Annotated in this window: 17 protein-coding genes; 12 read left to right on the forward strand and 5 right to left on the reverse strand. The window is 70.2% G+C overall.

Going from position 1 to position 17,236, the window contains the following annotated elements:
• Window positions 1-216 precede the first annotated feature (216 nt).
• Window positions 217-1,278: an LLM class flavin-dependent oxidoreductase gene (locus QE392_RS03695; RefSeq protein ID WP_307448081.1), complete on the reverse strand. Its 1,062-nt coding sequence runs from the start codon at window positions 1,276-1,278 to the stop codon at window positions 217-219.
• A gap of 123 nt (window positions 1,279-1,401) precedes the next feature.
• Between QE392_RS03695 and sfnG the strand changes: the two genes are divergently transcribed.
• A complete protein-coding gene (gene sfnG / locus QE392_RS03700; protein ID WP_307448085.1) occupies window positions 1,402-2,535 on the forward strand; it encodes a dimethylsulfone monooxygenase SfnG in 1,134 nt (377 codons plus the stop codon).
• A 71-nt stretch (window positions 2,536-2,606) separates the two neighbouring features.
• Here sfnG and QE392_RS03705 read toward each other — a convergent pair whose 3' ends face one another.
• Window positions 2,607-3,809 carry a DUF7507 domain-containing protein gene (locus tag QE392_RS03705; protein ID WP_307448088.1) on the reverse strand — a complete coding sequence of 401 codons (1,203 nt, stop codon included), beginning with the start codon at window positions 3,807-3,809 and terminating at the stop codon, window positions 2,607-2,609.
• A gap of 919 nt (window positions 3,810-4,728) precedes the next feature.
• Between QE392_RS03705 and QE392_RS03710 the strand changes: the two genes are divergently transcribed.
• Complete coding sequence (locus QE392_RS03710) at window positions 4,729-4,992, forward strand: hypothetical protein (RefSeq protein WP_307448091.1); 264 nt, start codon at window positions 4,729-4,731, stop codon at window positions 4,990-4,992.
• 18 nt (window positions 4,993-5,010) lie between these two features.
• Here the strand turns inward: QE392_RS03710 and QE392_RS03715 are convergent, their stop codons facing one another.
• Window positions 5,011-5,589 carry a response regulator transcription factor gene (locus tag QE392_RS03715; RefSeq protein ID WP_307448094.1) on the reverse strand — a complete coding sequence of 193 codons (579 nt, stop codon included), beginning with the start codon at window positions 5,587-5,589 and terminating at the stop codon, window positions 5,011-5,013.
• Between the two features lie 264 nt (window positions 5,590-5,853).
• On the opposite strand from QE392_RS03715, the gene QE392_RS03720 reads away from it, so the two are divergent.
• The gene (locus QE392_RS03720; RefSeq protein WP_307448096.1) at window positions 5,854-6,708 is read left to right on the forward strand and encodes a sensor histidine kinase; all 855 of its coding nucleotides are present in this window, start codon (window positions 5,854-5,856) and stop codon (window positions 6,706-6,708) included.
• 39 nt (window positions 6,709-6,747) lie between these two features.
• Here QE392_RS03720 and QE392_RS03725 read toward each other — a convergent pair whose 3' ends face one another.
• Entirely contained in the window at window positions 6,748-7,659 is a 912-nt protein-coding gene (locus QE392_RS03725) for a LysR family transcriptional regulator (protein ID WP_307448099.1), read from the reverse strand.
• A gap of 104 nt (window positions 7,660-7,763) precedes the next feature.
• Here QE392_RS03725 and QE392_RS03730 point away from each other — a divergent pair, with 104 nt between their 5' ends.
• Complete coding sequence (locus QE392_RS03730; protein ID WP_307448102.1) at window positions 7,764-9,140, forward strand: MFS transporter; 1,377 nt, start codon at window positions 7,764-7,766, stop codon at window positions 9,138-9,140.
• Window positions 9,137-9,886 carry a 3-hydroxybutyrate dehydrogenase gene (locus tag QE392_RS03735; protein ID WP_307448105.1) on the forward strand — a complete coding sequence of 250 codons (750 nt, stop codon included), beginning with the start codon at window positions 9,137-9,139 and terminating at the stop codon, window positions 9,884-9,886. Before QE392_RS03730 ends, QE392_RS03735 begins: the two co-directional genes overlap by 4 nt.
• Before the next feature lie 110 nt (window positions 9,887-9,996).
• Here the strand turns inward: QE392_RS03735 and QE392_RS03740 are convergent, their stop codons facing one another.
• Entirely contained in the window at window positions 9,997-11,103 is a 1,107-nt protein-coding gene (locus QE392_RS03740) for a hypothetical protein (RefSeq protein ID WP_307448109.1), read from the reverse strand.
• Window positions 11,104-11,476: 373 nt separating this feature from the next.
• Between QE392_RS03740 and rpsF the strand changes: the two genes are divergently transcribed.
• From rpsF to QE392_RS03775, 7 genes are all read left to right on the forward strand, one after another.
• Entirely contained in the window at window positions 11,477-11,869 is a 393-nt protein-coding gene (gene rpsF, locus QE392_RS03745) for a 30S ribosomal protein S6 (protein ID WP_013584644.1), read from the forward strand.
• A gap of 5 nt (window positions 11,870-11,874) precedes the next feature.
• A complete protein-coding gene (locus QE392_RS03750; RefSeq protein WP_307334042.1) occupies window positions 11,875-12,393 on the forward strand; it encodes a single-stranded DNA-binding protein in 519 nt (172 codons plus the stop codon).
• 101 nt (window positions 12,394-12,494) lie between these two features.
• Window positions 12,495-12,749, forward strand: coding sequence for a 30S ribosomal protein S18 (gene rpsR, locus QE392_RS03755; RefSeq protein WP_013584646.1), 255 nt, complete (start codon window positions 12,495-12,497; stop codon window positions 12,747-12,749).
• A gap of 10 nt (window positions 12,750-12,759) precedes the next feature.
• The gene (rplI, locus tag QE392_RS03760) at window positions 12,760-13,212 is read left to right on the forward strand and encodes a 50S ribosomal protein L9 (RefSeq protein WP_307448111.1); all 453 of its coding nucleotides are present in this window, start codon (window positions 12,760-12,762) and stop codon (window positions 13,210-13,212) included.
• A gap of 491 nt (window positions 13,213-13,703) precedes the next feature.
• The gene (locus QE392_RS03765; protein ID WP_307448114.1) at window positions 13,704-15,419 is read left to right on the forward strand and encodes an adenosylhomocysteinase; all 1,716 of its coding nucleotides are present in this window, start codon (window positions 13,704-13,706) and stop codon (window positions 15,417-15,419) included.
• Window positions 15,416-16,711 (forward strand): amidohydrolase family protein, encoded by a 1,296-nt coding sequence (locus tag QE392_RS03770; RefSeq protein ID WP_307448117.1) that lies wholly within the window; start codon window positions 15,416-15,418, stop codon window positions 16,709-16,711. Before QE392_RS03765 ends, QE392_RS03770 begins: the two co-directional genes overlap by 4 nt.
• On the forward strand, window positions 16,708-17,133 hold the full coding sequence (locus tag QE392_RS03775) for a cupin domain-containing protein (RefSeq protein ID WP_307448120.1): 426 nt from the start codon (window positions 16,708-16,710) through the stop codon (window positions 17,131-17,133). The genes QE392_RS03770 and QE392_RS03775 overlap by 4 nt, the downstream gene beginning before the upstream one ends.
• Window positions 17,134-17,236: the final 103 nt, after the last annotated feature.

Here is a 17,236-nt window from a genome sequence, read left to right on the forward strand (position 1 = left end):
GCAGCTTCCGGCGGCGGCCTCTACGGGCCGAGTGACGGTGCGCCCGGTCCGGCTGCGGTACCGTCCGGCGTCATCGGGCGTTGAGCGTCCACAACACGCCGCATCGACCTCGGCCCGCGCGGCGTGTTTCGGACACTCAACAGGGTCGCGCGGAGGTAGCGCGGCGTCGAGCGCGGCACCTGTCCCAGCGGGGTCGAGGCCCGCGCGGCATTGACCTCAGGCGTCGCGCTGCGCCTCGAGACGCCGTACGCGCGGGATCACCTCGGCGGCGAAACGCTGCATCTCGGGCAGGTGCGGCGAGAACTGCAGCAGCAGGGTCGAGACACCCACGTTGGCGAACGCCACGATTCGCTCGGCGACCTGGTCAGGGGTGCCGACGAGGTTCGGCCGGAGGCCTCGGTTCGACACCGAGTACTCCTTGAGATCGACCTGGGTGTCGAGCTTCGACTTGCTCACGAAGTCCTGGTACGACCCGTACGCCGCTCCCCCGCGCACGTCCGTGATGCGATCGATCTCGGCCTGCGCCTCGTCCTCGGTGTCGCGAACGATCGCGTAGGCCGCCATGCCGAACGCCTCGAACGGGGTCGCGCCGGCCTCGGAGCGGCGGCGGCGCATGTCGGCCACCTTCGTCTCGAGCTCGTCGAGCGTGCCGCCGTGGGTCAGATACGCGTCCGCGAAGCGGGTGATGGCCGTGCGTCCCGCCTCGCTCTCGCCGCCGGCGTACAGCCGCGGCTGAACCTGCGGCTTCGGCTCGGTGTACGTGCCCTCGGTGCGGTAGTACTCGCCCTCGTACGCGAAGGGCGTCTGCGACCACAGGCCCCGCAATACCTCCACCCACTCGATGGTGCGCGCGTACCGGTCGTCGTGCGCGCTGAAGAGCCCCTCGTACTGCTTGGCCTCTTCTGCCCACCACGCCGAGACGACGTTGAGCGTGAAGCGGCCGCCGCTGATCTCGTCGATGGTCGCCGCCTGCTTCGCGGTGTGGAACGGGTTGTGGAAGCCCGGGCGCACCGCCGTCATCAGCTCGAGCGACGAGGTCACCGCCGCAAGGGCCGCGGTCACCGCCCACGCGTCGAGCGAGGGCGCTTCGACGCCCTTGATGTCGTTGAGGTTCAGCTCCGGAATCAGCGTGAGATCGAAACCGCCTTCCTCGGCGGCTCGGGCGATCTCCGCGATGTGGGAGAAGGACGCGGGGGTGTGCTCGTCGTCGACATTGCGCAGCCACCCGCCGAAGATCGGGGTCCAGTAGCCGAAACGAACGCGCTGGGAGGATGTCATGCATCCATCCTCACGGGCTGAGAGAGAGGGAGCGTCACACGGCGAAACGGGCCGTCACATGTCGTTGACGTGTCGGCGGGCGGGTGCGACGGTTGCCGGGTTCCGATCCGCGAGGAGGATGCCATGACCGAAACCACCCCCACCCACGAGCCGTTGAAGTTCGCCTACTGGGTGCCCAACGTCAGCGGCGGGCTCGTCATCAGCTCGATCGAGCAGCGTACCGATTGGGGCTACGACTACAACGTCAAGCTGGCGCGGACCGCGGAGCGGGTCGGCTTCGAGTACGCGCTGAGCCAGGTGCGCTACGCCTCCAGCTACGGCGCGGCACAGCAGCACGAGTCCACATCGATCAGCCTCGCCCTGCTGCTCGCCACCGAGAAGCTCAAGGTCATCTCGGCGATCCACCCCGGCATCTGGCATCCGGCCGTCCTGGCGAAGTTCATCAACACCGCCGACCAGTTCTCGCACGGCCGGGCGGCGGTCAACGTCGTGAGCGGCTGGTTCAAGGACGAATACACCGACCTGGGCCTCGAGTGGCTCGAGCACGATGAACGGTACGAGCGCGCGGCGGAGTTCATCCAGGTGCTGCGGGGCCTGTGGACGCAGGAGAAGTTCTCGTTCCACGGGAAATACTACGACATCACCGATTTCACGCTGCGGCCGTTCCCGTACGAGGTACCCGGGCGCGCGCACCCGGACATATTCCAGGGCGGGAATTCGACCGCTGCACGCTTCAACGGCGGTGCGTACAGCGACTGGTACTTCTCCAACGGCAAGGACTTCGACGGGTTCACCGAGCAGTACGACGACGTCACGCGCATCGCCGCCGAGCACGGCCGCCGCACGCGTTTCGGTCTGAACGGATTCGTCATCCAGCGCGACAGCCGGGCCGAGGCCGAGCAGCAGCTGCGCGAGATCATCGCCCACGCCGATGGCGGAGCGGTCGAGGGCTTCCGCAAGAGCGTGCAGGAGGCCGGCAACGCCACGACAGACAAGAAGGGCATGTGGGCCGACTCGACCTTCGACGACCTCGTGCAGTACAACGACGGCTTCCGCACGCAGCTCTTCGGCGACGCGCAGCAGATCGCCGAGCGGATCATCGAGTACAAGAAGCGTGGCGTCGACCTGTTCCTGCTCGGCTTCCTGCACTTCCAGGAAGAGCTGGAGCGATTCGGCGAGACGGTCATCCCCATCGTGCGCGAGCTCGAGGCCGACCTCGCTCGCACGGGCGACCCCATCGGGGTTGCCGCGCGGTGATCCCGTGACTCGGAAGGGGCCGGATGCCATGGCATCCGGCCCCTTTTCGTCACCCCGCGACGGGAGCGGGATCAGCGCATTCGACGCGAGCGGCGGAGAAGGACGATCGCGAGTCCCGCGATCAGCGCGCCGCCTCCCATCATCACTGCCGGCAGCGCCGGGGTTCCGCCGGTCGAGGCCAGGCGCCCGACGGACGCTCCCGCCGACGCGGACGTCGACGGCTGCGGCACCGCGCCGGAACCGGACGTGTTCGTCGGCGCCGGTGTCGGGACCGCGGTGGGACTGGGGCTCGGGACGACCGCCATGCGCGCGGCCACCGTCGACGGTGCCGATGCGAGGAGGGTCCTATCGGGCGCGGATGCCGTTGCGGTCGCCGTGTTGGTCACGGAGCCCGCCGCGACGTCGGCCGTGGTCACGACGTAACTCGCGCTGAACACCGCGGATGCTCCGGGGGCCAGCGGCGCCACGGTGGCCGGGCTGACCGCGCTCATCGTGCCGGAACCCGAGAACGCGTTCTCGACGATGCGGACACCGGAGAGCGTCACGTTGCCGGTGTTCTCCACGGTGAAGCGGTAGGGGACGGTGTCACCCACGGCGAAGATCGTGCCCGGCGGGGCGGCGATCGCCTTGTCGAGCGTGAGGGCCGGTGCGGAGCGGATGGGCAGGGCCGCGGTCGAGGCGGCGGAGGTGACGGTCGAACGCCGGGAGAACTGGGCGGAGGCGGTCGCGGTGTTCGAGAGCGAACCGGCGTCGACATCGGCCTGGGTGAGCGTGTATCCGGCCGTGAATGTGGCCGTTGCGCCGGGAGCGAGGGAGCCGACCGTTGCGGGGGTGACGGTGCCGAGCTGTCCCGTACCGGAGAACGATCCCTCGATGATGCGCAGGTCGCGCACGGCGAGACCCCCGGTGTTCTCCACCTTGAAGGTGAACATCACGGTCTGGCCGGCGACGTAGGGACCGGATGCCGACGGCGACACGGTCTTGGTCAGCGCGAGGCCCGCGCACAGTCCACTGTCTTGCGGGGAGCTTGCACCCCAGAAGTACAGGCCGGTGGAGGCGATGCTCGTGACGGCGATCGGTGCCGTGGATGCTGACGTGGGCAGGCTTTGGACGGCGTAGATCTCCCCCGAACCGCTGGGCAGGTAGATAACACCGGCCGACTGCGCGGCGCTGAAGGTGGGGGGTACCGTCCCGATCTCCACGACCGAGTTGTCGGGCTTGATGCGGAACAGGGGTGCTGACGCCGGTCCCGGTTCCGACGGCGAGGATGTCACCGTCGGCGAGGGAGAGGAAGTCGCCCGCGGAGCCGAAGCCGGCCGGGAACGATGCCCGGAACGGAGTTGCGACGCCGGTGGTGGGGTTGATCTGGAAGATCTGGGTCGTTCTGCTGCTTCCGGTGAGCAGGCTGCCGTTCGGCAGGGCGCTGAGGGCGTTCGATTCATAGCCCACGGGCAGTCCGGTGAGGGGGATGGCGGCCACCTCGCTGCCGGTCGTCGCGTCGATCTGCCACAGCATGCTCTCGCGGACCCCGTACAGGGTGGTGCCGTCGTCGTTGAAAGCGATGTCGTAGTAGTCACCCGACAGGGGGACCGAGCTGAGCAGGGTTCCGGTGGTCGAGTACTCGTTCAGCAGGGGACGACCGGCCCCCGTGGGCGTGTTCGCGTAGATGGTCGCCGGCTGACAGGAGGGGGCAGCCTCTGCGGCGGGTGCCGCGATGATCGGAGCGGCAAGGCCGAGGGTCGTCGCGAGCAGCGACATCGCGGTCACGGCGACCGCTCGCATCCGTCCGTGACGCGTCCGACGAACACGTCCGGGACGACCGAGAGGCCGTTCGGGGCGAAGAGGCAGTGAGGAAGTGGGGGCCACGAGGTCTCCTGGAGCATCGGGTGAATCGGCATTCCGCGCGGGGTGAGGTGTCGGGGGATTTCGGTGACGCGTGCGGAGGGAGCGAAGGGCACCGTGCGCGCTCCGCGCGACGTCCTGAAGCTAGCGGGCGGGAGACGGACGCCGGGAAGTGGGGCGCCCGGACGTCAACTTCGGGCTACGGAGGCCTCCGCATCACCCGCATGCGACGGGCGATCATCCGGCCGTGGTCGTCGACCGGACCCGTATTGACTCACGCGATACGACCTTCTCCGGGCCCGCGTACTCGCCGTACGGGCGAGCCCGGCTCCGCCGATCGAGAGCTCTCCCATGCCGCAGATGCACGCCCCTCGCACCGTTCGCACCGACTCCACCCGATCGGCGCCCGCGCTCGACACCGACCGCCCGGAACGGGCTGAGTCGGTCCGGACCGTCGGGATCGACGCGCCTCCGACGCGGACACCGGTCGGACGGGAGGGCGAGCGCGAGCACCGGGAGGCCGTCGCGTTCTTCCGCGGTGCCCTCGTGGCATCCGCTGTCGTCGCGCCCTTCTGGGCTGCCGTCGCGATCGTGGCCTGGCTCGTCACTCGGTGACGACGGACGGCGCGGCGGTCACGGGTCCTCGACGAGACGGTCTCCCGTGGCGGCCTGCATCCACAGAGCGAGTTGGACGCGGTTGCTCGTCCCGGTCTTGTCCATCGCCCGCGAAACGTAGGTCTTCACCGTGTTCGGACTCAGATGAAGAGTGAGCGAGATCTCTTCGTTGCTCGCGCCCGCGGCGACGAGCTCGACGACCTGCAATTCGCGATCCGACAGGACGGCGCGGTCGATGGGCGCGCTCCGTTCCTCACCGACGAGCGCGGCGATCAGGTCAGCGGCGGGAGCCGTCTTGGGGATGAAGGTGTCGACGCCGACGTTGCGTGCGTCCGCGTGCAGTGCCGCATCGCCGATCGACGACATCAGCACGATCCGCAGGGCGGGGTGGAGCATCCTCACCCGGCGCGCCAGCGACAGCCCGGACTCCTCGGGCATCACGACATCCATCAGCAGGACGTCGGGGTCGTACTCGGCGAGGGCGGGGAGCAGGCCGGTCCGACCGGAGAGGTCGGCCACCACGGTCACCTCGAGGCTCCCGCGCAACAGCAGGCGGATGCCGGTGCGGACCAGCTGATCGTCGTCGACGACGATCACGCGTTTCGGATGGCGAGACACCGGCACCGACTTCCCTCTTTCTTCGCCCACGGGGGCGCGCGTGCGGGCCGTGTGCGACGTACAAGCCCGCCCTGGGGCCACGCTATCGACAATGCGGGTGCGCAGCGGGGGAGGAACCGGGCCGCGCGTCAACTTGCAGTGACATCGACGATGCGGCCGGGTTTCGACGCGGGAGCTTCTCCGCATGGCGAACGGGGAAGACCGCCCCGCTTCGACGGGTCGGGAGAGCGACCGCCTCGCCGCGTGACGGCGTGGTTCGTGCTCGCCGGGGTGGCGGCCGGCGCAGGGCAGTTCCTCGTTGCGGTCGCTCTGGGGGCGGGCACGGTCGGTGCGGCACTCGCAACCGTGGTGGCGTCCATCTCCTTACTCCTGACCATCGGCGCCGGCGGGGCCGGGATCATCGCCGCGCACCAGCGCCGCAATGACACGGAATCCGGCCGCGAGCTCGAGCACGTGCTGCGCGAGGCGCCCCGTATCTCCGAGCGGGCCGCCGCCACGGAGCGCGCTCGCATCTCGCGGATTCTGCATGACGACCTCGGTCACAACCTGGCCCTCATCAATCTCTTCGTCAGCAGCATCGAGACGGCCGACCTCACCGAGGAGGAAGTCCGGGAGGCCCTCGCGACCATCCGCGAGCAGAATCACGCTGCTTCGCAGGCGCTCGTCCAGGCGCTGGACGGGCTTCGCGGTCAGCCGCCGGCGGCTTCGTTCGGTGATCGGCTCGAGGAGCTGACGGGCGACGTCGAGCGAGCCGGACTCCGGATCGAAACCGATTTGCCGTCGGATCTCTCCGTGGGGGTCGGCGATGCGGCGCTCGTTCTGCGCACCATCCGCGAGGGTCTGACCAACGCGGTGAAGTACGCCCACCCGGCACGTGCGCGGGTGGCGATCTCGGTGGACGGTCGCACGTCGACTACGACCGTCACCATCACCAACCCGGTGCCGCGGGACGCGCGGCAGGGCCCGCGGACATCGAGTGGGAGCGGGATCCGCCGCCTGCGGGAAGACGCGAGCGCCATCGGAGCGACCGTCTCGTTCGTCATCGACGACGATCGCGCCCGCCTCTCGCTCGTGCTGCCGTCGGTGCGTGCGTCCTGAGATGTGGTGGATGCCGTCGTCGCGACGCCCCGCGCACGCTCAGGGCCGATCCACGCCCTCGAGCATCGCTCGCGAACGCTCCGTCTGCGCCCGCAATGCCTCGGCCAGGGCGGCCACGGCGGGGATGCGCAGGGCATCGTCGCGCGCGATCATCCAGTACGGCAGTCGTTCGGCGATCTCGTCGGGGAGGAGCCGCTCGAGATCATCGTGCCGGTCGGCCGCGAAGCACGGCAGCATCCCGATGCCGGCCCCCGCGCGCGTCGCCTCGACCTGCACCAGGACGTTCGTCGAACTGACCCCGTCGCGCATGCGCGGGACGACACGACGGGGAAGATCGAGCGCCTCGACCTGCAGCATCGAATCGACGAAGTAGACGAGGCGGTGCTGTTGCAGCTCGTCCCGGGTGCGCGGCCGTCCGAGCTGCTCGAGGTATGCCCGCGAGGCGTACATGCCCAGGGTGTAACGCCCGATCTCCACCGCCTGGCCGCGTGAGGTCTGCGGTTCTCCCACGACGACCTCGAGGTCGAGGCCGGGGCGGTGCAGGGTGGCGCGTCGCTGTGCCGTGACGATCTCCACGGTGAGAGACGGATGCCGCCGGCGCAGTGCCGCGATGGCGGGGGCGGCGATGTACGCGCTGAAGCCGTCCGTCGCCGACATGCGGACGACGCCCGACACCGGGTCGGGTTCGTCTCCGCCGCCGGCCAGGTGCGACATGGCCGCCTCGATACGGCCCGCCGTCTCGACCGCGTGGCGACCGAGCGCCGTCAGCTCCCATCCGCGTCCCGATGCCGAGACCACGCGGCCGCCCAGAGCGTCCTCCAGCGCGGCGATACGGCGGGCGACGGTGGTGTGGTCGACGCCGCGGACGGCGGCTGCCGCCGTATAGCGGCCGGTGCGCGACACGGCCAGCAGCGTGAGGAGGTCGTCTGCGCGCACAGTGGGGGCATCCATGTGTGCAATTCTGCACAGCCCCAGCGCAGGCTTGGGCATTGCCGCGCTTTCGCCGCCCGCTCAGACTGATCCGCGGATGTCACCGTCGACACCGAAGGAGCAGCATGGACACCCCCACCCGCGCGCGACAGAGCGCCGAGCCCTCCACCCACCGGATCCGCCGGGTGGTCGCCGCCTCGATGGCCGGCACCGTCGTCGAGTGGTACGAGTTCTTCCTCTACGCCACCGCCGCCAGCCTGGTCTTCGGCACGTTCTTCTTCCCCTCGTCGGGCTCGCCGCTCGACGGGATCATCGCCGCATTCGTGACGTACGCGGTCGGCTTCGTCGCGCGACCCCTCGGCGGCATCGTCTTCGGTCAGATCGGCGATCGCTTCGGCCGCAAGCCCACGCTGCAGGCGACGATCATCATCGTCGGCGCCGCGACCTTCCTGATGGGATGCCTCCCCGGTTTCGCGAGCGTCGGCTACTGGGCTCCGGCGATGCTCGTCGCCCTCCGTTTCATCCAAGGCTTCGCCGTGGGCGGCGAGTGGGGAGGAGCGGTCCTCCTCGTCGCGGAACAGAGCCCCGATCGCCGCCGTGCGTTCTGGTCGAGCTGGCCGCAGGCGGCTGTGCCGGTCGGCAACCTGCTGGCGACGCTCGTGCTGCTCATCACGTCGTTCGTCCTGAGCCCGGCGGCGTTCCTCGACTGGGGATGGCGCATCGCGTTCTGGCTGTCGGCGGTGATCGTGCTGGTCGGCTTCTGGATCCGCCGCCACGTCGAGGAAGCGCCGATCTTCCTCGAGGCCAAGGCGCAGGTCGAGCAGGAGAAGGCGACCTCGTTCGGTGTCGTCGAGGTGCTGCGCCGGTACCCGAAGGGTGTCGTCCAGGCGATGGGCGTGCGGTTCGCCGAGAACATCGTCTACTACATCGTCGTCAGCTTCTCGATCGTCTACTTGAAGATCGTCCACTCGTACGACACGAGTCAGCTGCTGCTTGCGCTTCTCATCGCGCACGTCGTGCACTTCCTCGTCATCCCGCCGCTGGGCCGACTCGCCGACCGCATCGGCCGCCGCCCGGTGTACCTCGCGGGAGCGATCCTCAGCGCGACCTGGGCGTTCTTCGCCTTCCCGATGTTCGACACGCTCAACCCCGTGGTCATCGTGCTCGCGGTCACCATCGGGCTCGTCTTCCACGCCGGCATGTACGCCCCGCAGCCCGCCGTGATGGCGGAACTCTTCCCCACCCGCATGCGCTACTCGGGCGTCTCGCTCGGCGCGCAGGTCACGGCGATCCTCGCCGGATCGCTGGCTCCGATCCTGGCGACGCAATGGCTGCGCGACTTCGGCTCGTGGCTGCCCATCGCGATCTACATCGTCGTGGCGTGCATCGTGACGTCGATCGCCGTGCTGTCGCTGAAGGAGACCCGCGGCATCTCGCTGCGCGACATCGACGCGGCCGACGCGGAGCGCACGCGTCGCGACGCCGCGAAGGGAGCCGCATGAGCGCGGATCTCACGGGCCGGCGCGCCCTGGTCACCGGGGGCGCGAGCGGTATCGGCGAGGCGATCGCACGCGCCTTCGCCGGCGCCGGTGCCGAGGTCACGGTCGCCGACCTGAACGCCGAGGGCGCCGACCGGGTCGCCACCGAGATCGGTGGTCGCGCCTGGGCGGTCGACCTCTCCGACACCCCGGCGCTGCGCGAGCTGACGCTCGACGTCGACATCCTCGTCAACAACGCCGGCATCCAGCACGTCAGTCCCATCGAACAGTTCGACCCCGAGCGCTTCTCGTTCATGCTGCGGCTCATGCTCGAGGCACCGTTCCTGCTCATCCGCGCGGCACTCCCGGGCATGTACGCGCGCGGCTTCGGCCGCGTGCTCAACGTGTCGAGCGTGCACGGCATCCGGGCATCGGAGTACAAGTCGGCCTACGTCACGGCCAAGCACGGCCTCGAGGGTCTGTCGAAGACCACCGCACTCGAGGGCGGTCCGCGCGGCGTGACCAGCGTGTGCATCGATCCGGGCTACGTGCGTTCGCCGCTGGTGGAGAAGCAGATCGCCGACCAGGCCCGCAGCCACGGGATCGCCGAGGAGGAGGTGCTCGAGACGGTGCTGTTGAAGGATGCCGCGATCAAGCGCCTCGTCGAACCCGCCGAGGTCGCCTCGCTGGCGCTGTGGTTGGCCGGACCCGACGCCGCCATGGTCACCGGCGCGAGCTACACGATGGACGGCGGGTGGTCGGCGCACTGACCGCGCGTGTCGACGGCGGCCGAGCGTCGTCGTGGAGTGCGGTGGCCGATCCTGTCGAAGTCACCGACCCGCGGCTCCAGAGGCTCCGCCGAACGTCTGACCCGCCGCGGTCAGTTCCCGAGCACGTCGACGACGATGCTGAAGAGCCACCACCCGCCGACGGCGAGCGCGACGACGACGGTCACCCACGAGAAGCCCCGGCGCAGGCGTCGCCCGGGCGCCGCGACGCCCGCGGGCGGGGGAGTGAGCAGGGTCGAGGGCTGCGGGAGGCCGGATGCCGCGGCGCCGCCCGTCGGAGTGGCGGTCAGCCGCTCGTCTCGCCATCGTGCCCACTGCGCGAGCTTGTCGTCGAGGGCGGCGATGGTCGACATGACCCACTGCCAGGTCGCCGAGTCGAGCGTCGACAGGTCGCGCCGGGAGTAGAGGAACAGCCAGTCGTCGATGATCTCGACGTCGAGCTGAGCGGCGTTGTCGATGAACCGCGCCATGACGTCGGGCGTGAAGAGGTAGAGCGCGTCGCGCTCGTAGCCCTCGGGGCAATACAGCGCGAAGTGCTGGTCGAAGTCGCCCTCGAGGCTGAGCCGTTGCGCGCGGCCGAAGGTGACCGGCAGGTTGGAGCCGCCGAACAGGCCGTTGTTGCCCACGGCATCCAGAACGATGTGGGGGAGCGGAGTGTCGAGGCGCAGCGCGGCATAGCCCCAGCGGTGGGTCTGCTTGTTCTTGCCCGATCCGGTCTCGTAGCTGTAGTTGGCCACCTCGACGAATCGCGGCGTCTCGCGCCGCATCAGGTCGTGCGTGCCCCGGTCGCGGCCGATGTCGAAGATCATCCCCGGCAGGGGCGGGTCGGAGTACCCCGGATGCCAGGTCATGCCGTTGGCGCGCGCGAATCGATCGAGCCGGTACCGGCGGACCGCCGCCGCTCCGAAGCCCCGCAGGATCGTCACCGCGACGATGACGACGATCGCGAGGACGACGATGAGCGGCAGGGCGACGAGCGGATCGCCGCTGTCGCCCGCGACGAACGAGACCGCGATGGAGAGGAAGATCGGGACCACGACGAGGGCGAACGCCAGCCCCACGAGCGAGAGGATGACGATCGACAGGGTGCGTCCTCGCAGAGCCCCGCGGGTGCGCAGCTCGGCCGTGAACGCGCGGACCGCCGCCTTGTCGACGGGACCGGTCAGCGGAGCGGTGTCGAGCTGCGCTGGTGTCGTCATGTGTCGCCTCCCCTCTTCCGACCGTATCGGGACCGTCCGACATCGGGGAGGGGTGGGTCTGGTGGCCGGGGAGGGCAGCGCCGGAGGCGGACCGGCGGGGGCGCGCTGGAGGCGCCTGCGGGGCGGGTTGCGTCTCTTCTGGGCGCCCGTTGCGCGCCCCCGTGCCCGAAGCTCGCCCCGAAACGCTCGACGTCCCGGAACCCCACCCCACACGGGCCCCGACCTCGCGATTCCGGGGTGCCCGCGGCATCCGTTAGACTACGAAGGTTGTCCGGCGACGCCTCTGCGCGTGTGAGCCCGTGACGACGTGCAACACACCCTCCTGCTGCCGGGAAATGCCCGTCAGCCGTTCTAGTCCGAAGGAGGTGGGTTAGTGACGCACCAGTACGAACTCATGGTCATCTTCGATCCCGAGGTCGACGAGCGCCAGGTCGCTCCGAAGCTCGACGGATTCCTCAAGGTCATCACGGCCGATGGAGGAACCATCGACAAGGTCGACATCTGGGGCCGCCGTCGCCTGGCTTACGAGATCCGCAAGAAGAACGAGGGCATCTACGCCGTCGTCAACTTCGTCGCGACCAGCGAGGCCACGAACGAGCTCGACCGTCAGCTGAAGCTGAACGAGCAGATCATGCGCACCAAGGTTCTGCGCGCCGAAGAAGCGATCGCACAGGTCGCCGCCGAGGCCAAGCGCTCCGAAGAGAAGGCCGCCCGCAAGGCCGCCGCTCCCCGCAAGGTCGAGTCCGCCGAGAAGGCTGCGAAGTAACGACGATGGCCGGCGAAACCGTCATCACCGTCGTGGGGAACCTCACCGCTGACCCCGAGCTGCGTTACACGCAGAACGGGCTTCCGGTGGCGAACTTCACCATCGCGTCGACCCCCCGCACGTTCGACCGTCAGGCGAATGAGTGGAAGGACGGCGAGGCGCTCTTCCTGCGCGCCTCGGTGTGGCGCGAGTTCGCCGAGCACGTCGCCGGTTCGCTGACGAAGGGCAGCCGTGTCATCGCGACCGGTCGCCTCAAGCAGCGTTCGTACCAGGACCGCGAGGGCAACAACCGCACCTCCATCGAACTCGAAGTCGATGAGATCGGCCCCTCGCTCCGCTACGCGACCGCCCAGGTCACCCGTGCCGCCGGTGGCGGCGGTGGTGGCGGCGGCGGCCAGCGCCCGCAGGTGCAGCAGTCGAACGACGAGCCGTGGTCGACCCCCGGCTCGAGCAATGGCGGCGGCAACAGCGGCGCGGACGCGTGGAGCACTCCTGGCTCCTACGGAGACGACACCCCGTTCTGATCTTCGCTGCGCCTCTCGGCGCGACGACCCCCGAAATTCCGGATGCCATGCCCCGGTCCGCGTGACCGCTTCGGCATCCGAACCACACGAAAGAAGGAAGCATGGCTGGCAAGGCCACTGGCGACCGCCGCAAGCCGCGGAAGGGCGCGAAGAACGCAGCCCCCGCGAAGGCGATCCGCGTCGGCGTCATCGACTACAAGGACGTCGCAACCCTCCGCAAGTTCATCTCGGAGCGCGGCAAGATCCGCGCCCGTCGTATCACCGGTGTCTCCGTGCAGGAGCAGCGCCTGATCGCCCGCGCCATCAAGAACGCGCGCGAGATGGCTCTCCTGCCCTACGCCGGCGCCGGCCGCTAAGGAGCACCCGATGGCAAAGCTGATTCTCACGAATGAGGTCACCGGGCTCGGTAGCGCCGGTGATGTTGTCGAGGTCAAGAACGGGTACGCCCGCAACTACCTCATCCCGCAGGGCTTCGCCGTGGCCTGGAGCCGTGGTGGCGAGAAGCAGGTCGCGTCGATCCGCGCCGCTCGCGAGTCCCGCGCGATCCACGCCCACGAAGACGCCGTGGCACTGAAGAACTCGCTCGAGTCGAACACCGTCAAGCTGTCGGTCAAGGCCGGCAACGAGGGTCGCCTCTTCGGTTCGGTCAAGCCCTCCGACGTGGCCGACGCTGTGAAGGCCGCCGGTCTCGGCGAGCTCGACAAGCGCAAGATCCAGATCACCTCGGCGATCAAGTCGGTCGGCGAGCACGAGGCGACCGTTCGCCTGCGTGACGACGTCACCGCCGTGATCACCCTCCAGGTGGTCGCCGCGAAGTAATTCGCTGCACTCTCGAGAACGGCCCCGTTCCTGCTTCGGCAGGGCGGGGCCGTTCTGCGTGTCGGCGGGGTGGGGTCGTTTGGCGTGTCGGTGGGGTGGGGTGGCCGTGCTGCGTGTCGGTGGGGCGGGGTCGTTTGGCGTGTCGGTGGGGTGGGGCGGCCGGTCCGCGTGTCGGTGGGGTGGGGTCGTTCTGTGGGTCGGGCGGTGGGGCGGCCGTTCCGCGTGGCGGCGAGGCGGTTCTGCGTGTCGGGCGAGGCGGGGTCGGGGCGGTGCGGTGCTTTCGGGGCGCGCGGGTGGCCCCGGGGCGCCGTGCGTGGCCCCGGGGCCACCGGCGCACCGCTTCACGGCGCACCCTTCCCGTCCTCGGGTGGGGAAACCGCCGCCCCCTCCGCGCAGGACGGGCGACGGCTTCGGCGGCCTCGCCCATTGGGGCCAGCCGCGCGTCTCCCGGCCCGTCCATCGCCCGGATGCCGCGACCCTAGGCTGATGCCGTGACCGAAAGCCGCGAACCCGAGCGCCTCGTACGGCGCTTCGCGCGCGAGACGAACCTCCTGATCGCCGGTCGACCCTTCGCGGTGCGCGGCGAGAACGCGCCGGCCCTGCACGATCTGCTCGCGCGGCTCGGTGGCATCCCGAGTCCTTCGCCTGCTCCCGGCCGCGTCGAGTTCGATCTGGATGCCGGCACCACGCTGCTCGACGGAGCGACCCTGCCGGAGCGCGGGGACGCGGCCGGCCGCATCGGGTTCGCCCGCATGCACATGCCCGTCGCTCGGGCGATGGCCGACCGCCTCGACCTGAGCGGTCTGCGAGTCGGTGTGGCGATGGTGCTCGAGCCGAAGACGGCCGTGCTGTCGCTGCTGCTGCGCGAGCGCGGTGCCGAGGTGTCGGTGTACGCGCACCCCGATGAGACCGATGTCGCGGTCGCCGAGGAGCTGCGATCGCGCGGCTTCTCCGTCACGGCCGACCCGGATCTCTCCGGCGACGCGGAGCGCGTCGCCGCGCTCGCGTTCCTTCGCGCGGGCATCGACGTGCTGCTGGACGACGGCGCGCACCTCATCCGTCTCGCCCACGAAGACGACCCCGCCCTGCTGGACGGCTGGATCGGCGCGTGCGAAGAGACGACGAGCGGCCTCACACCCCTGCGGCGGATGCAGCATGCCGGCATCCTGCGCATCCCCGTGATGGCGGTCAACGACGCCCGCATGAAGACGATGTTCGACAACCGGTACGGCACGGGGCAGTCGTGCGTCTTCGCGATCGCCGACCTGCTCGAGGAGCGGGGGATTGCGCTCACCGACCAGCCGGCCCTCGTGCTCGGATACGGTCCCGTGGGGCAGGGGGTCGCGGCGCACCTGCGCGCCTTCGGCGTCGAGGTACGCGTGGCCGAGACCGACCCGGTGCGCGCGCTCGAGGCCCGGCACGACGGGTTCGTGACGGGGCCGGCGGTCACCTTGGCATCCGGTGCCCTCGTCGTCTCGGCGACGGGCGTCCCCGCGACGGTGACACCCGACATCGCCGCTGTCGCGCGCGCGATCGCGGTGGCCGGGGGAGTGCCCGGCGAGGTCGTCCCGCTCGCTCGACCGTCGTCGGGGCCGGGCGCCATCCTCGACGGCGCTCTCTCGGGTGCGGGCGCGCCGGGTGCGGTGTCGTTGACTTCGGCTAAATGTTCGCCGGACGGGCTTCCTGGCGGTCATTTGGCGCAAGTCAGCGGGGAGGGTGTGGGTGCGGAGGGTGCTGTGTCGTTGACTTCGGCGGAATGTTCGGCTGACGCGGTTTCTGGCGGTCATTTGGCGCAAGTCAGAGGGGAGGGTGTGGGTGCGGAGGGCGTTGTGTCGTTGACTTCGGCGAAATGTTCGCCGGACGGGGCTCCTGGCGGTCATATGGCGCAAGTCAGCGGGGACGCAGGTGAGAAGGGTGCGGGCGCGGCGCTGCTGCTCGGCGGTGGGGGAGCGGTCAACATCACCGCGGCCGAGGGCAACCCCATCGAGATCATGGACCTGTCGTTCTCGGTGCAGCTCGCGGCGCTGGGGGAGCTGCTCGCGCGTCGACCCGGGCCCGGCGTTCATGCCATCTCGTCCGAGGTCGACGACCTCGTCGCCCGTACCGCCCTGGCCGTCCGCGGTGCGGCGATCGACCCGCCTCGCGCGCTCGACGTCGACGGGCTCGACGACTGGCGCTCGCCGAGATACCGCGGCGGTGACGGGTGAGCGTCGTGCTGTACTCGGCATCCCTCGTTCTGCCGATCACGGCGCCGCCGATCCGCGAGGGGGCGATCGCCGTGGCCGACGGCAGGATCCGCCACGTCGGCGACCGCGGGTGGGTTCGGCGTGAACTGCACCTCCGCGGGGTCGCCTTCGACGAGGTGCACTGGCCGGGCGTTCTCACCCCGGGACTGGTCAACGCGCATTCGCACCTGCAGTACACGGGCATGGCCGAGCTCGGTCGCGGCTCGTACGACGGCTTCGACGACTGGGACGAGGCGTTCACCCCGGTCTACCGCGCCGGTCGCGACTGGGCCGCGGATGCCAGGACCGGCGCGCTCGCGATGATCGCCGCGGGCACGACCGCGGTGGCCGACATCGCCACCGACGTCGCCGCAGCGTCGGCGCTGCACGACGCACGGCTGCACGGCATCACCTATTGGGAGGTGATGAGCTGGACCAACGCCGCGTGGGCGGAGCGCGGCCGCGACGAGGTGCGGGAGCGGCTCGACGCACTGCCCGCCCCTCCGGGGACGGGGCTGTCGCCGCACGCGCCGTACTCCCTCGACGTGGAGCCGCTGCTGGAGATCCCCGACATCGTGCGCGAGCGGGGGAGTCGCCTGCACCTGCACCTCGGCGAAGCGGCCTTCGAGCGCGAGCACGGCGAGGCGGAGCCCTGGCAGGCGCGACGGCCGGAGAGCTTCCGGGCCCTGCGCGACGAGGGCTTCGGCACGGGCGCGACGGAGTTCGTCGACGAGCTGGGTGTGCTCGGGCCCGACTGTCACGTCGCGCACGGCGTCTACATGACTGCCCGCGACCGGGCGATCCTGCGGGCGCGTGGCACGAGCGTGGCGCTGTGCCCGCGCTCCAACGCGGTGATCGGGTTGGACGAGCCGCCGGTGGCGGCCTACCTGGTCGAGGGCAACGCGCTGGCCGTGGGCACCGACTCGCTGGCATCCAGCCCTTCGCTCGATCTGCTCGCCGACGTGTCGGTGCTGCACCGTCTCGCGCGGACGCAGGGGTACTCCAACCGCGACCTGGCGCCGCTGCTCCTGCGCGCGGCGACGCTCGGCGGGGCGCACGCGATGGGTCTCGACACCGGACCTGCCCGCACGGGGTACCTCGCGGTCGGCGCCGTGGCCGACCTCGCCTTCTTCGACATCCCGATGTCGGAGGTCGATGACACCATCGAGCACCTGGTGGTCGGCGGCGCGGGTTCGGCGGCTGCCACCTTCATCGACGGCGAGGCCCGATGGGTCTCGGCGGGGTTCACGACACAGACCGGAGTTCGCGCATGACCGACCGCCCCGAGACCGCCCGTCTGCTCGACCTGGAGCCGCACCCTGAGGGCGGGTGGTTCCGGCGCATGTGGACCGGCACCTACGAGGTCGACACCCCCACGGGGGCGCGGCCCGCCGCGACGTGCATCCACTATCTGCTGACGCCGGGCGAAGAGAGCGCCTGGCACGTCGTCACGAGCGACGAGCTGTGGCTCTGGCATGGACCGGGGGCGCTCGAGCTGTCGCTCGGCGGCGACGGAGCGGCGCCGGGCGAGGTGCACGTCGTGACGCTCGGACCCGACCTGGCCGCCGGGCACGTGCTGCAGCACACCGTGCCCGCGGGGGTGTGGCAAGCGGCGCGACCCGCGGCCGAGCAGGAAGTCGTGGTGAGCTGCGTCGTGTCGCCTGGTTTCAGCTTCGAGGACTGGCGTCTGGCATAGCGCCGCCGCAAGTCTTCGCGTTTCTCCGCTGAGCGACACCGAAACATGCGCTCGATACCATATGCACCACACAGCACTCCGGGGATGACCCCGATACGTCCAC

This window comes from Microbacterium proteolyticum (assembly GCF_030818075.1).
GTDB lineage: Bacteria > Actinomycetota > Actinomycetes > Actinomycetales > Microbacteriaceae > Microbacterium > Microbacterium proteolyticum_A.

What these genes read in the sequence shown, in the direction of transcription:
- QE392_RS03695 (WP_307448081.1), bottom strand. Translation starts at nt 1,278, where the DNA reads ATGACATCCTCCCAGCGCGTTCGTTTCGGCTACTGGACCCCGATCTTC.
- sfnG (WP_307448085.1), top strand. Translation starts at nt 1,402, where the DNA reads ATGACCGAAACCACCCCCACCCACGAGCCGTTGAAGTTCGCCTACTGG.
- QE392_RS03710 (WP_307448091.1), top strand. Translation starts at nt 4,729, where the DNA reads ATGCCGCAGATGCACGCCCCTCGCACCGTTCGCACCGACTCCACCCGA.
- QE392_RS03725 (WP_307448099.1), bottom strand. Translation starts at nt 7,659, where the DNA reads ATGGATGCCCCCACTGTGCGCGCAGACGACCTCCTCACGCTGCTGGCC.
- QE392_RS03730 (WP_307448102.1), top strand. Translation starts at nt 7,764, where the DNA reads ATGGACACCCCCACCCGCGCGCGACAGAGCGCCGAGCCCTCCACCCAC.
- QE392_RS03735 (WP_307448105.1), top strand. Translation starts at nt 9,137, where the DNA reads ATGAGCGCGGATCTCACGGGCCGGCGCGCCCTGGTCACCGGGGGCGCG.
- QE392_RS03740 (WP_307448109.1), bottom strand. Translation starts at nt 11,103, where the DNA reads ATGACGACACCAGCGCAGCTCGACACCGCTCCGCTGACCGGTCCCGTC.
- QE392_RS03750 (WP_307334042.1), top strand. Translation starts at nt 11,875, where the DNA reads ATGGCCGGCGAAACCGTCATCACCGTCGTGGGGAACCTCACCGCTGAC.
- rpsR (WP_013584646.1), top strand. Translation starts at nt 12,495, where the DNA reads ATGGCTGGCAAGGCCACTGGCGACCGCCGCAAGCCGCGGAAGGGCGCG.
- rplI (WP_307448111.1), top strand. Translation starts at nt 12,760, where the DNA reads ATGGCAAAGCTGATTCTCACGAATGAGGTCACCGGGCTCGGTAGCGCC.
- QE392_RS03775 (WP_307448120.1), top strand. Translation starts at nt 16,708, where the DNA reads ATGACCGACCGCCCCGAGACCGCCCGTCTGCTCGACCTGGAGCCGCAC.